Source organism: Neobacillus sp. CF12, assembly GCF_030348765.1.
Lineage (GTDB): Bacteria > Bacillota > Bacilli > Bacillales > Cytobacillaceae > Neobacillus.
The window spans coordinates 4,573,501-4,587,921 of record NZ_JAUCEU010000007.1; the positions used below are offsets into that span (position 1 = coordinate 4,573,501).

The 14,421-nt window shown below is 40.1% G+C and carries 8 protein-coding genes; 1 reads left to right on the plus strand and 7 read right to left on the minus strand.

Annotated features, from left to right (window positions below):
- Positions 1 to 55 precede the first annotated feature (55 nt).
- The 4 genes from sleB to QUG14_RS21730 all read right to left on the minus strand — a co-directional run bounded on the left by sleB (position 56) and on the right by QUG14_RS21730 (position 7,259).
- Positions 56 to 775: a spore cortex-lytic enzyme gene (sleB, locus tag QUG14_RS21715; protein ID WP_289342518.1), complete on the minus strand. Its 720-nt coding sequence runs from the start codon at positions 773 to 775 to the stop codon at positions 56 to 58.
- A gap of 501 nt (positions 776 to 1,276) precedes the next feature.
- Positions 1,277 to 5,011, minus strand: a complete 3,735-nt coding sequence (locus QUG14_RS21720) for a S8 family serine peptidase (protein WP_289342519.1) — start codon at positions 5,009 to 5,011, stop codon at positions 1,277 to 1,279.
- 245 nt (positions 5,012 to 5,256) lie between these two features.
- Positions 5,257 to 6,549: a helix-turn-helix domain-containing protein gene (locus QUG14_RS21725; protein ID WP_289342520.1), complete on the minus strand. Its 1,293-nt coding sequence runs from the start codon at positions 6,547 to 6,549 to the stop codon at positions 5,257 to 5,259.
- A 146-nt stretch (positions 6,550 to 6,695) separates the two neighbouring features.
- Positions 6,696 to 7,259 carry a BsuPI-related putative proteinase inhibitor gene (locus tag QUG14_RS21730; RefSeq protein WP_289342521.1) on the minus strand — a complete coding sequence of 188 codons (564 nt, stop codon included), beginning with the start codon at positions 7,257 to 7,259 and terminating at the stop codon, positions 6,696 to 6,698.
- Between the two features lie 318 nt (positions 7,260 to 7,577).
- Between QUG14_RS21730 and QUG14_RS21735 the strand changes: the two genes are divergently transcribed.
- Positions 7,578 to 10,793 (plus strand): immune inhibitor A domain-containing protein, encoded by a 3,216-nt coding sequence (locus QUG14_RS21735; RefSeq protein WP_289342522.1) that lies wholly within the window; start codon positions 7,578 to 7,580, stop codon positions 10,791 to 10,793.
- Between the two features lie 53 nt (positions 10,794 to 10,846).
- Here the strand turns inward: QUG14_RS21735 and QUG14_RS21740 are convergent, their stop codons facing one another.
- The 3 genes from QUG14_RS21740 to QUG14_RS21750 are packed head-to-tail and all read right to left on the minus strand — an operon-like array spanning position 10,847 to position 14,351.
- Positions 10,847 to 11,845 (minus strand): NAD-dependent epimerase, encoded by a 999-nt coding sequence (locus QUG14_RS21740; protein ID WP_289342523.1) that lies wholly within the window; start codon positions 11,843 to 11,845, stop codon positions 10,847 to 10,849.
- Positions 11,842 to 13,290, minus strand: coding sequence for a hypothetical protein (locus QUG14_RS21745; RefSeq protein ID WP_289342524.1), 1,449 nt, complete (start codon positions 13,288 to 13,290; stop codon positions 11,842 to 11,844). The genes QUG14_RS21740 and QUG14_RS21745 overlap by 4 nt, the downstream gene beginning before the upstream one ends.
- Positions 13,290 to 14,351, minus strand: coding sequence for a glycosyltransferase (locus tag QUG14_RS21750; protein ID WP_289342525.1), 1,062 nt, complete (start codon positions 14,349 to 14,351; stop codon positions 13,290 to 13,292). Before QUG14_RS21750 ends, QUG14_RS21745 begins: the two co-directional genes overlap by 1 nt.
- Positions 14,352 to 14,421 lie beyond the last annotated feature (70 nt).

Genomic DNA, 14,421 nt, shown 5'->3' on the forward strand with positions numbered 1-14,421 from the left:
AAAAGGGCTGACTCAAATGGTTGGAAATACACCAGCCATGAGAGTTAGCCTCTTTTCATTTACAAAATATATGTTTACCTATTTTCTTAATCTGGGGGCGGCTCCAAATCCAGCTGCTTGTGGCCGTATCAGGGTTAAAATAATAAATGGCATTACCGGTTGGATCCCATCCATTTACCGCATCGAGCACAGCTTTTTTTGCTGTTTCATTCGGTGTTAGGTTAATTTGTCCATCGGCAACAGCGGTGAAGGCTCCAGGCTCATAAATGACTCCAGCTACGGTATTTGGAAAGGAGGCGCTTTGAACGCGATTCAATATGACTGCAGCCACCGCGACTTGACCGATATAGGGTTCACCACGTGATTCTCCGTAAACTGCATTTGCCATCAACTGGATATCGTTTTGACTATAGCCATTTGGAACGTTGGCAGTCGTACTACTCCCGTTGCCCTTCTTTTCATACTTTGTTGCTTTAACAAGCATTGCCTTCGTTTGTGCACCAACTTTCCCATCGACGGGAAGACCAAACTTATCTTGAAAATTCCGAACGGCCCAGTATGTATTCCACCCAAACACACCGTCAACCTTACTCTTATAAAAGCCATTGTACGCAAGACGGGATTGCAGTTCAATCACATCCTCCCCAGAGGATCCTTGTTGGAGTACTTGGTTGGAAAATGCTTGAATTTCTTTACTCTGATCGCTATTGGCTAAAGATGTTACAGTTAGAAAAATCATTATCAGCAGAATCTTAAAGAACTTTTTCCTCTGCACAGGTTCAACCTCCTAACGATTTAAAAAGACGTATAATACTATCCTTTCATATTTTTTACAATTTTATGTAACAAATGAATGGAGTAAAGGTTCATACTGCTAAAAATGAGGAATCTAATGCCCATTCATAAAGGGGATGAAGGACAAATCTCGGCAAGGAAGCCAGGGGTTTGTCTTTCATAAGGAGGATGAAGGACAAATCTCTGTAAGGAAGCTAGAGATTTGTCTTTCATAAGTGTGATGAAGGACTAATCTTGGTAAGGAAGCTAGAGATTAGTCTTTCATAAGGGTTATGAAGGACTAATCTCCCAAAGGAAACAAGAGATTATTCTTTCATAAATCCACGAAGCATATATCCTAATAAAGAAACAAAAAATGTCCCCAACAGGTGTATGGGGACATTTTTTAATTTTGATCTTTATTAAAATGTTGCGGAAGAAACTTTGATAGCCGACTTTTTCCCTCCGCGTGTCAAACGATCGTTTATTTCTGTTTGCTACATTATCTCAGTCCATATGCTTTTATTATCTCTTGAGTAATTTTGCTGCCTGCATCATCCCAGGCACTTGCACGTAGCGAGACATTACTTCCAGCTTTGTTTGGATGTTTAATTGTTGCCGTCCAGCCATTGCCGTCTGCAGCAAGATCTACCTTTTCCCAAGTCTTGCCTTCGTCAAAGGAGACTTCTAATTCAGCACCTTCCACTACTCCGTTTCCTGGGGCACCCGGAATTTGATGCACGGACAAGCCAAGCTGAGTTGATTTACCCGCAATTGCATCTCCGTTCATGTCAGTATCAATTTTATAATCCAGTGATAGAAGCGGCAGTGCAGAGCGGAATTCTTCTTCTTTTTTAGACCAAAATTCCCACTCGGTATGGGTACGGACGGATGTATCCCAGCGTTCTGGATTACGAGAAGCGTCCGTTACGATTCGATACTTCGTGTTTTCCTCTGGCTGCTCTACAAAAGAGTAGATTGCCTGTCCATTGGCTTTTCTCACGAGCGTATCTCCTCGATAAAACTCGATCGTTTGCTCTCCAGGATAATTCATGTCTGCTCCTGTGTGTCCATTACCTGAATCCGCCCACGCAGGAAGATTAATGATAAAGTAGTTGCGGTCACGGTAAGGTGCCCAGAATCCATCGCCAAGACGAGGACGGACAACTGGTGAAAACCATTCTTCCGCAAACTTTTGACCAGGCTTGTAACTCACTTTTGGCTGACGTACTTCCCATTGTGCGTCATACACACCAGCCTGATGGTACCAGGATGTGCCTTCTTGAGCAGATACCCATTCGGTACGTACAGAAGGGAGTGATAGTTGGAACATGAAGCCAGTTCCTGCAAAACTGTGAGGCAGAAGATCGTAGCGGAACTCCATACCTGGTGCCTTACGATCTGATTTATATTCTGTATCGATTTTTACAAGATCCTTCGTTTGTGGTGCATAGGTTAAATCGTTTGGTATTGCTCCATGATGCATATCTACAAGGTCATAAATGAATTCACTGTCAGGAGTACCCTTGACGTTTAATTTCAATTTTCCGGACTTTGCTGCGTCCACGAGCTTTTTACCCTCTGTACCGCTTACGCCAGCTACAGCTAGTGGAGTATCTGAAAGTGAGAAATCAGGATTTTCAATACCAACCCATTCGCTAAGCTCTTGCGGTTTATCGTTTACCGTAATCAAAAGTTTTGCCCCAGCCTCCAATGCTGCAGCGGAACGGTTTTGACCTGAAACTTCATCACTGCGCTCCACCACAACGGCTTTTCCTTTCACATCAAGACCAGCATAATCTTCCGGAGCACCTTTCCCTGCATAGACTGCAGCTAAATTGTGTACACCTTTTAGAAGGGTACTGCCTGCCTGAGGGATATCATCCAGCTCTATGCCTTGGAAGTTGATTGTAAGCATTGGTTCAGCCAGGCGCCAGCGTGTAGCCAGGGTGAATTCACCTTTTTCTACTTCTTTTGTAGGCTGTGCGTACATTTTATCCACCCATACCGGCATAACGTAGATATCATTCATACTAGATCCGCCGGTATTGCGGTAATATTCCAATTTTCGATAATTTGCTTCTGTTTTATTTGGAACGTTTACATGAATTTCTTCTGCCTTACGAGCATCCAGTTCAACAGTTTGCGGACCGCTCAGGTTAATTTCTGGATCACCAACCAGTGCAACACCCCTGTGGTCTGTATCTGTATCAACATCCATCATACTCAGAACCGAATAGGTGCCAGGCACCAATCTTAGTTCTCTCGTGCCGTCCACAGCGTAAAACTCTGGAACGCCGCTCGGACCAACAAGATTGAAGTAGGCAAGGGCAGGTTGTCCGTTACGGTCCGTTGCGTTGATGGTAAGAGAATATTTCTCTTCTTCCTTTACCATGGCTAAAGCAGTATGGACAACAGTATCCCCATTCAAAGCGGCTGAAATGTGACCCTGATAACGAGTGCCAAGAGCGGCAAGCTGAGGATCTACTGTCACTTTTACTTCAGCGGTGCTATTAGGAGCCACAGTCACTTTGTCTGTTGAAAGTGTTATCAATCCTGAAGGCGCTGTAGAACCATTGCCGTCAGAAAAGGAAGCAATGAGATCCAGTGTCACTTCCTGGTCACCGTCATTGATGTACGTAATGTTTTTCTCTACAGGACTGTCACCTTCATGCGGCCAGTCAAAGAATCCAAAATCGAGTGAACCTGTCGCACGTACCGAACCAAAGGCAGCAGAAGCAACGTCGAGACGTCCCGTTCCACCCTCAAATGGTTTAATATGATCGAGTTTCTTAGTCGTACTCATGAGTGCATCTTTCAGCTGTACGCCTGTCCAATCCGGATGACGCTGTGAGAGAATAGCGGCTGCTCCAGCAACGTGTGGGGTAGCCATTGAAGTACCGTCCATTGTCATATAAGAGCCGCTGCCATTACTGAATTGAGAGCGGGCAGCTAGAATTCCTACACCAGGTGCGGTAAGGTCAGGCTTTAATCCCGAAACTCCATTTTGTGGTCCTTTAGAGGAGAACCAGGCAAGATTATCAGACTTGTCAACAGCACCTACTGTAAGGGCAGAATCTGCAGATCCTGGGGAATTAATTCCTTCCATACCCGTATTACCTGCAGCAATGACAAACAGAGCACCTGTCTCTGCAGTTAAGTTATTAACGGCTTGAGCCATTGGGTCGGTTCCATCGCTTGGCTCGTTGCTGCCTATACTCATATTTACAATTTTGGCATTTTGAGCAGCCCATTCCATCCCATCGATAATCCAAGAATCTTGGCCAAATCCTTCATTGCTAAGGACTTTTCCGACGAGCAGGTCTGCACCTGGAGCGACCCCTTTATTCTTTCCTTCTGAGGCAGCGCCTGTTCCAAGTACCGTTGAAGCTACATGGGTACCGTGCGCATGATAGTCACGAACATCTTCATTTGGAACGAAGCTCTTTGAATCAACTAGTTGACTTGCGATGTCCGGATGTTCTGCATCGATTCCTGTATCAAGTACGGCTACTTTTACGCCACTACCGTCGTAACCGGAATCCCAAGCGGTTGGAGCTCCAACCTGTGGGACACTCTGTTCAAGTGTGGCTTCCACACGACCATCAAGCCAGATTTTCTCAATTCCAGGAGCTAATATGGATTTTGAGGTTTTTGCAGTCTGCTGCTTCTGCGTAATGTCCTGCCAAAACTTTTTTGTGTCCTTTTTTTCTGTCGAAAGTGCCAAACCATTAATACTTTCAAGTACATGTGTCTTCTTAGAACCTTTTGGTGTTGGTAATGCACCTGAACGAGTTTTTGATTCAGAATATTGTACGATAACAGGTAACGTCTTTTGAGAGGCATCGTCATACCCATCTTTAATGAGTGCAGTAACATTAAATAAGTCCTGATCTAAAAAACCGGAAGCTAAATAAGGCATTGCTTGGTCTGGAATGACATATGTATCTTTGTCCACTGTCAAAATCCTTGCACCACCGCCAGCAGCGGCAGGTTCCACGTTAATCACACTTTTTCCATCTGCAAGCTCTGTCACTGTTACAACATCACCAGTAAGGAGCGTAATGACATGCTTTCCTATACTTGCTTTTGCATTTACACCTTCCAGATTCGTGACGGCAGCTTTGTCACCATTTGCGTTGCTCGGATCATCCGCAAACGCTTGAAGGGATGGGATTGCTAGAAGAGCAGTCGTCATCATTACGGAAAAATACTTTTTATACTTTGTATTGCCCATTATACACATTCTCCCTTTCTATAAAAAAATGATTCTTGTAATCACTTTTAACTATAGACGGTATTAAATAGACTGTTAATTGGGACAATTTCCGGCGAAAACTGGCTTCAATAAAAGGTTTTTTTATAGTGTAGGGGGGCTTTTATTAATAAATGATGGTATTTCTTTTCTAGTAATTTGGGACAATTTAGTGATTACGACAAAAAGGGACAATAACTGCAAGTTATTCTCCCTTTTATCCTTGATTATTTTCCTCGAACCACTGCACTTTTTAGGTCAACGGGTGACCCAATGTTGGTAAGCAAATTTTTTAGATGTTGATTGGAGATATGAAGATAATGATTGGCAGAAACAAAATCCTTTTTTTCTTCATAATAGGCAGCAACCATCTGAAGATATTTGATTCCTCGATCAATATTCATATGCTGTTGAATAATAGGCAGTCCATGCTTTATCAAATAGTGAATAAGAGATTTTTTTGTACCGGCTGCTTCTAAATAAAGGATCTTTAATTCAATGAATCGCGGCGAATTTTTATCATGAATAGATTCTAATACTTCAGATAACAGCTCTGCAGCCTTCTCATTTTGTGAAAAAGAAATAAGTGCCTCGGCCAGATAAGAAATCGTAATATAATAGGATGCAGAATTTTTTTCTTTGTGCAAAAGGGCCTGTGAATAATAGTCCAACGATTCTTCTATATTACCTTTTCTGTAATATAAAAAACCGAGATTATGTAAAGAAAGGGCCTTCGTTTCTGTATCCTGAAGCATCTCGGCATCACTTAAAATATGTACAAGAAGTTCTTTTCCTTTATCAAATTCACCAATATGAATGAAATTAATAGCCAGAATCATTTTGACGTGAACCAATCTTACTAGATTGTTTGTTTGCTGAAAAACTTGCAAAGCTTTATACGCATAATGAATCGATAAAGAGTAGTGGCATAAATGACCATGCAAGGCTGAGCGAAAATAATGATACTCTGATATTTTTGCAAGATATTCTTCTGCTTTGTTTTCCATACGTGATAGGAAGAGGAGGGCTTGGGGGAATTGTTCTTTTTTTCCATAATAGATGGCTTGAAGCAAATCCCAGACATATTCCTCAAAAGGAGAAAACTTTGAGATATAATTATGAATGCCCCGAGAGGACTCCTCAAATGCGGAAAAATCGTGCAATAGCAGGTAGTACCGCAGCATATATAATTCATACAGATAGATCATATCTGTACAATGTACGTATTCCTTGTATTCCAGCAATTCTTTATATAATATGGCTGCTTTTTCTTGGTGGAGCCGCTCCATTGTCTCGTAAAACAGATCCAGTTTATGTCTTACTAACTCGCTCTTTTTGTTTTCTTCCTCGATAGAAATCTGCAATCTTTCACAAAGCAGCTGGAGTGTTTTTTTGTTGGCTTCTTTTACATTGTTTTCAATTTTACTTAAGTGTGTTACCGAGCAAATGCCCTGGCAAAGCTGTTCCTGTGTTTTATTTTGCTTTCTTCGGTGATAATAAATAACTTTTCCAATGGACATGCAATCAACCTACTTTCTAGTAAACTTGAATATTCCCTATGCTTAGTATACTGAATTGTTTTTTGCAGTTCTTCGTCTTTTACTAGTCAGATAGTAGGGTTTTTTAAAAAAGCAAGAAAGCTCTCGATGTGAGAGCTTTCCTGTATTTATTCCACTACAAATTCAAGGCCAGCTTTTGGCTGCATTTCTTTTGCCTTTAGAAAGAAGGTGATGACATAGGAGCCAGGCGGTAAGTTTTCAACTGGTACTTCATATGAAATAGATCCTCCTGGTTTTACTGGTTGTTCACCTGGTAAAGCAGGTGATTTTGTCTCTTTTGAATAGGTACGTAGTACATTTCCGTCCCGATCTTTAATCGTATAATCATACTGTTGTGCCGTTTCAAAGTGGAATGTAAACAATTGATCCAAATTATTTTTCACATTGAAAGTAAAATGAACATTTTTGCCCTCTTGCTGGTACGAAATACTAGGAGTCATTTTTTCTGCTGATTCTTTAGAAATTCCTGGTTTATCTTTGATATCGCCTTTATCATTTTTCGGAGGCGTTTTCGCTGGACTATCTGTTATGGTGGTTACCTCTTTAATAGAGTCCTCCCCTTCACTAGAATTTTCGGAACTTGATTGTGGTTTGTCGACTAAATCTTGGTTCGTCGAACAACCACTAAATAGTGATATAGCAAGCACAAGTAAGCTGAGTTTTTTTATCATAGTTACCCACCCCTTTTTTTATTAGTCGAGATTAACAGAATATTTGTTACAAAACATCGCCCGAAAAACTTTATAGGACGGTTATGAAGAATATATTTATTTTAATATAGAAGTTTTTTGAGTGAAATAAGTATTGTTAATCTTCATTTTTTTAGAAATTAATGGGTAAAAAGTACTTACAATCTACTAGTTTTGTGTTATATTTTTTATTATTGAGAGAATCTACTGTAATTTCAGAATAGTATAACAGAATAAGTGGATTCAAATAAAAAAGGAGGATAGGAAAGTAGTATATACATATACAGGGGAGGAAGAAAAATGGTCGATTGGAAAAAGGTTCTTGGTACATCTGTATTATCTGCTAGTTTAGTATTTAGTTCCTTTGCTCCGTTGCTTGGAAATGCACCAGCAGCTAGCGCAAAGAATTATGCTACTAAACAAAGTGGAGTGGAAACAACACTACCATATCTTAGCCAACACGTTAGTGGTACATTCGATGTTGGTATTGCAAATAGAGAAAAGGTTCTTGCTTCATTGATTAAGCAAGGAATTATTAATAAGAATGCTTCTAGAGCACAACAAGAGAAGCAATTAAGTGCTTATCTTCAAAAGCGTGCTCAAAAAGCTGAAGAATTGTCAGCAGACCAGCAAAATCAAAAAGCTGTACGTGGTGACATTCAAAAATCAGCAGGTTTAGAATTGAAAGAAGCTGGCACTCCGGATGAAAAGAATCAGTCTGTTAAGGCTAGTGATAAAAAAGTAGGACCGATTGTAGAAGAGGGATGGGCTGGACCTGTTCAAACAGACCAAGTTCTTGTGCTATTAATCGATTTCCCAGACTACAAGAATAGTAATATTACAGCGGAAGATGATCCTGTTTTATTGTATGATGAATACACGAAAGAACACTATGAAGATATGGTTTTTGGCGATGAAACTTACGAAGGTGGAAATGGTGAACAATTCATTTCTATGAAAGAATATTATGAACAGCAATCAGGTGGAAGTTATTCCATTGATGGAGCAGTTTCCGATTGGTATACAGCGGAACATCCTGCTGCTTACTATGGAGCAAATGATCCAGCAGCGGATGATAATGATATTCGACCACGTGAATTAATAAAAGAAGCGTTGGTTCATGCTTCTCAAGATCCAACTATCGACTTAAGCAAGTTTGATATCGAAGATCTTATGGATTTAGATGGTGACGGAAATTACCGTGAACCAGATGGTATTATTGACCACTTAATGGTTGTTCACGCTGGTACAGGTGAAGAAGCAGGTGGTGGAGCAGTCGTTGGTGCTGATGCGATTTGGTCGCATAGTTCTGCTCTTGAGGAAGCCCCATTTATTATTCCTAATACTGAATCAAAAGCTCAAGTTCCATATTGGGATGGAAGTCTAAGTGCATACGCTTACACGATCCAGCCTGAAGATGGCGCAACAGGCGTATTTGCTCATGAATATGCTCATGACCTAGGTTTACCGGATGAATATGATACTGCCTATACAGCAGATAGTGTTGGAGCTCCAACTGAATATTGGACTTTAATGTCGGCTGGAAGCTGGGCTGGACTTATCAACGGAACTGAACCTACTGGATTCAGCCCGTATGACAAAGAATATCTCCAAAATAAATGGCCAGAATCTAACTGGTTCAAAAACGTAGAATACACGTTAGATGAAATTATCAATGGCGAAAAAATTGTAAACTTAGACCAAGCAAGTGTTAAAGGTACAAATGCTGACGCTGTAAGAATTTCATTACCTAATAAAAATACTGTAGTGAACACTCCAACTAGCGGTCAGTTTGAATATCACAGTGGAAGCGGTAATGAGTTAGATAACAGCCTGACTACTACTGTTGATTTAACAGATGCTGCAAGTGCTGAGTTTAAATTTAACGCTTTCTATGAAATTGAAGAAGATTGGGATTATGCTTCTGTTCAGGTAAAAGATGCTTCAGGAGAATGGACAGCTATTCAAGGTACAATTACCACTGATACAAATCCATTTGGACAAAACCCTGGACATGGTATCACAGGAACTTCAGATGGCTGGGAAGCTGCAAGCTTCGATTTATCAGCGTATGCAGGTCAAGTAATTGATGTGAAGATCAACTATTGGACAGATCCTTTCGTAGCAATGGCAGGTCTTTATGTAGATGATATCCAAGTAGTGGTTGATGGCGAAGTTGTGGCAGCAGATGACGTTGAAGCTGATGAATCTGTGTTCACTTCTGATGGTTTTACAAAAACAGATGGTAAGAAATCAACTGAACACTATTATTTAGTTGAGTGGAGAAACTGGGCTGCAGCTGACATGGCTTTAAAACAAACAACACGCGGGAACTCCATTCTTTCACATGATCCAGGTATGGTTATCTGGTATGTAGATAATTTATATGGCGATAACTGGGTTGGAGATCACCCTGGTGATGGATTCCTTGGAGTAGTTGACGCACACCAAAAGGTTGCTAGATGGTCTGATGATGATTCCGTTGTTTGGGGTACAAGATACCAAATTCAAGATGCTGCGTTCTCATTGAATGCAACAGATGATATGTTCCTGGATTATTCTCATCTTTATGGTCCTGGCGTGGGAATGAAGCTTGATTCTCAACCAGCTGTTCCAACATTTATTGATTATAATGATTATTCAACCCCAGAATTGATTTACTCTGGACGTAATGTACCACAATATGGATTAGAGATTAGTGTATTAGAACAAGCTGATGACATGAGTGTTGGTAAAATTAAAATTTCACATGATAATCACCAAGCTAATGTTCAAGTTAACGGTCTATTAGACACTTATTCTAGTAATGAAGGCCATAACTCATTAAATCTTACTGTTGTAAGTGATGATGAAACATTTGGCGAAGAAGTAACGGTAACTACTGATGTAGTTAACGCAGCTAACGAAGTAGTTGTATCTGATGTACAAACATATACTTCAGATCGTACTGAAAAAGAACTAGCTGTAAATCTTACACTTCCTGAGGATCTTTCTTCAGGTGAGTATACTCTAGAAGTTAATGTAAATGCTGGCGAAACAACTGTAGCTTCGTATTCTAAAGCATTCGCTGTAGATATGTCTGCTCCAGTCATTACATTAGCTGGCGATAATCCATTAGTGATTACACAAAACTCTACTTTTGAAGAGCCTGGATATGTAGCTGTGGATGATGTAGATTTAGACGTAACAGCTCAAGTAGAAGTTACAGGAACAGTGGATGTAAAAACTGTTGGTGACTATACATTAACGTACAGTGTTTCTGATAAAGCTGGCAATAAAACATCTGTTGAAAGAACCGTTACAGTGAAAGCACCAGCTGCCGGCGGAACTGGATCAGACGATGGATCAGATGATGGATCAGATAACGGTTCAGATAATGGTTCAACTGGCGGTGGTAGTGCACTTCCTGATACAGCAACCAATACATACAATATTATGTTAGCTGGTTTGCTTACTTTCGTACTTGGTGTAACATTCTTTGTTCTTCAAAGAAGAAGAAAAGGTTTAACTGAATAAGGTAAACGTAATTTTTGAAGCCACACAGCATTCGTGCTGTGTGGCTTTTTTCTTCATTCTAGGTGATATCTCATATACCATTCTACAAAATGCCCTAACCCTATTTGTAATGGAGTAGCAGGAGAGAAACCTGCTTCCTTCTGCAAATCAGTAATATCGGCATAGGTCTCTTTTACGTCCCCAGGCTGCATAGGGAGAAACTCTATTTTGGCTTTGTGGTCAATTAGCTTTTCTAGTGTGTTAATAAAATCCATTAATCTGACAGGGCTATTGTTGCCAATATTATAGATTTTGTAAGGAGCATGACTCGTGCTTGGATCGAGGCACCGGGTGGTATCAGGTATTGGAGGATGATCAAGTAATTTGACGATTCCTTCGACAATATCATCAATATAGGTAAAGTCTCTAAGCATATCGCCATTATTATATACCTGTATGGTATTTCCTTCGATAATATCCTTGGTAAAAGAAAAATAAGCCATATCGGGTCTTCCCCAAGGTCCATACACGGTAAAGAAACGAAGACCGGTGGTAGGGATATTAAATAAATGGCTGTAAGTGTGAGCCATTAATTCATTCGCTTTTTTCGTCGCTGCATAGATACTTACTGGATGATCAACAGAATCTTGTGTAGAGAAGGGGGTTTTGGTATTAGCACCATAGACCGAACTCGACGATGCGTATACTAAGTGCTCCACTTGATAATGTCTGCACGCCTCAAGAATATTTACGAATCCTACTAAATTAGAATGAACATAGGAATGTGGATGGGTTAGACTATAACGGACTCCTGCTTGAGCAGCTAAATTGATGACAATTGAAATGGAATGGTTCTCGAAAATTGCGTTTACTGAATCTTGGTCCGCTAAATCAACTTTATAAAAGTTGAAATTCTTATTCCTCTCTAAGAACTCTAGCCGATCCTTTTTTAAACGAACATCATAATAATCATTAAGGTTGTCCACACCGATTACATGATAATTTTCAGCTAACAAACGTTTAGAAAGATGGAACCCAATAAAACCTGCTGCACCTGTTACTACTATGTTCATTTTTTATCCGACCTTTTTTTACGATCATTCCCTTTCATTTTTCCATTCTCTCTATTTCGATTGTGCTCTTTTTTGTCATTGTTATCTCTTTTGCTGCCGTGCTCCCTTTTTTTACCTTGTTCATCATTACGTCCATGTCCTTTTTTGTGGTCACGGTCCTTATCATGACCCCTGCCTTTATTACGGTCATATCCCTTTTTATGCTCCCGTCCTTTTTTACTGCTACGATTTTTAATCATTGGGAGGACAGTAGGTATGTCTTTTATTTCCATTTGTACTTCTTCTTCCGTGAGCGGAATTGAAGTCTGGGTCCACTCTCCATGAGTGGCAGGATCAAGAAGATTTACCTGCTCAAGGAAAGCAGTAAGGAACCCTCTTTCATGAAGGTTTTGAAAAAGTTCAAGGGGTCTTTCTTGCAGACGCGAGTAGGAATACACATGATCGACCATTTTAAACCCTTTTTTGGTAACAAAAACATGCCGTAACGGTGCGTCGATTTGTTTAAATCCTGCACGTTTTTGGGCGGTTAAAATTTCTAACAAGAGTTTTGTTACGACAGGTGGCAGTGAGGTTTGTTTTTTTAGGAAAGTGTTTAAGTCAGGACCGACTAAATATTCCATTACCACGTAATTTTCTCCTGTTTCATGGACTTGTGGAATAAAGGAAAGGTCTTGGTGTGCCAAGAGAATCGTTTTTTCCATTTCACAATGTTCTGGTTTGCCATAGATTTTTACACATTTGTCTTCAGCGATCCGAAAGACCGCACCTTGATGTCCTGCACCAATTAAGGTTTGCGAGATAGCGCTATCCACTTTTACTCCTTCACCATCTCCGCCAGAAAAAACAGGAATGTTCCGATAATCGATTTTGTTTTCATCAAAATAATGCTGCCAGGTTTTATATGTGTTAGGTTCTAATTTTCTTACTTGAGATAGGAAGGCTTCTTTTAATAACATCATGTTTAAATCTCTCAATAATTTAAGCGGTACGGGGTGTATGCGCTTAAAGGCATTTACATGGTCGATTACTTTCAGTTCTTCATTTTCTAGGACGAAAATATGCCGTAACGGAGCGTCGACCATCGTGAACCGTGCACTCTTCATTTCACCTAAAATATACAGAAGTTTTATAGTAATCGATTCCGGGATATTGGTACAATTCCTGAGGTATTCCTTTAATGTGGGAGCATTAAAGTATTCCATGACAATATAGTTTTCACCATAATCATATAAACGCGGGAAAAACGATAAGTGCTGCCCAGCCTTTAATGCTTCTAATTCCATTTGGGCTTGAAGCGTGTTGCTGTAGATTTTCACACATTGTTCCTCTGATAATTTAAAGACGGCTCCTTGAGCACCCATTCCGATTAAAGGATAGTTTGTGGGGTTATCGATGATTAGAGTTTTTGAACCCTTCGTAACTTTAATTAAACTGAAATCTACCATTATGATCCCCCTAACAATTCATCATAATATTTGGCCTGCAAGAGAAGCTGCTTATTCTGGTCAAAGTTTTGTTCTACATTTTGACGTGCAGAAAGGGTATAGCCTTCCCATAAGTGTCTGTTCAATAACATGAACTCTAATGCTTGTGCCAGATGATCGACATCGTTTTCCCTAACTAATACTCCATCTCGGTTATTGGTGATGATCTCCGGTATACCAGCATGGTTCGTTGTGAGAACTGGAATACCGGTTGCCATTGCTTCTTTTATCGTATTCGGAATCCCTTCCACATCCCCATTTGAGGCTGTTATGCTTGGGGCACAGAAAATGTCTGCTTGTCCCATTAATTCCGGTATTTGACTCTTAGGCACACGATTTAAGAGACGGAAGGAGGAGCCTAAATTTAGCTGTGATGCAAGAGATTTTATATATCCTTCCAGCTCACCACCGCCAATAATTGTCAGGGTAGCATTTGGGAATTTTGATTGTATCTTTTCAAATGCCTGCATTAAAATATGGTGACCTTTCTTTTCTACTAACCTTCCAATCGAAACAATGTTCTGGGAGCCTTGTAGATTTGGTCCCTTATAGGGGAAGAGGTTAAGGTCTACTCCTCCATAAAGAACTCTGATTTTTTCGGCAGGACAACCCCATAGATTGATTCGATGAGCTAAATACTGACATACCGGCAAAAAGAGCTCCCCTTGTTCAAAAAGCATTTTCATGCCATCTAAATAACCAACAGGTTGATTGGCAAGGGTTGCATCTCTTCCCCTGATACTCGTTACGAGTGGGAGGGAGGTTTCTTCCTTAAATGGAAGTAGTAATAATCCTAATTGAGCATGGTGTGCGTGTATGAGGGAAACCTTATTTTTTTGTACATATTCTTTTGGGGAAAAGATTTCACTTAGGTAGTGAACCTTCTCATTGAGAAGTTGCAGATTAAACATATATTTAGGCTGCCTGACCAAATGGATATAATCATAACTAGGAACTTCTCGAATCTGTGGAATATATTGGGTCGGATCGACTCTTAGATTCAGATGGATAACTTTTGGCAATTTTTCATTCTCCTTTCAAAAATTAGATCTTAATAGTAATAATCCTCTAGAAATAAGGTATGCAAATGGA

Excerpts from the sequence above, each read along its gene's own strand:
- QUG14_RS21720 (WP_289342519.1), bottom strand. The coding sequence starts at position 5,011 with ATGGGCAATACAAAGTATAAAAAGTATTTTTCCGTAATGATGACGACT.
- QUG14_RS21725 (WP_289342520.1), bottom strand. The coding sequence starts at position 6,549 with ATGTCCATTGGAAAAGTTATTTATTATCACCGAAGAAAGCAAAATAAA.
- QUG14_RS21730 (WP_289342521.1), bottom strand. The coding sequence starts at position 7,259 with ATGATAAAAAAACTCAGCTTACTTGTGCTTGCTATATCACTATTTAGT.
- QUG14_RS21735 (WP_289342522.1), top strand. The coding sequence starts at position 7,578 with ATGGTCGATTGGAAAAAGGTTCTTGGTACATCTGTATTATCTGCTAGT.
- QUG14_RS21740 (WP_289342523.1), bottom strand. The coding sequence starts at position 11,845 with ATGAACATAGTAGTAACAGGTGCAGCAGGTTTTATTGGGTTCCATCTT.
- QUG14_RS21745 (WP_289342524.1), bottom strand. The coding sequence starts at position 13,290 with ATGGTAGATTTCAGTTTAATTAAAGTTACGAAGGGTTCAAAAACTCTA.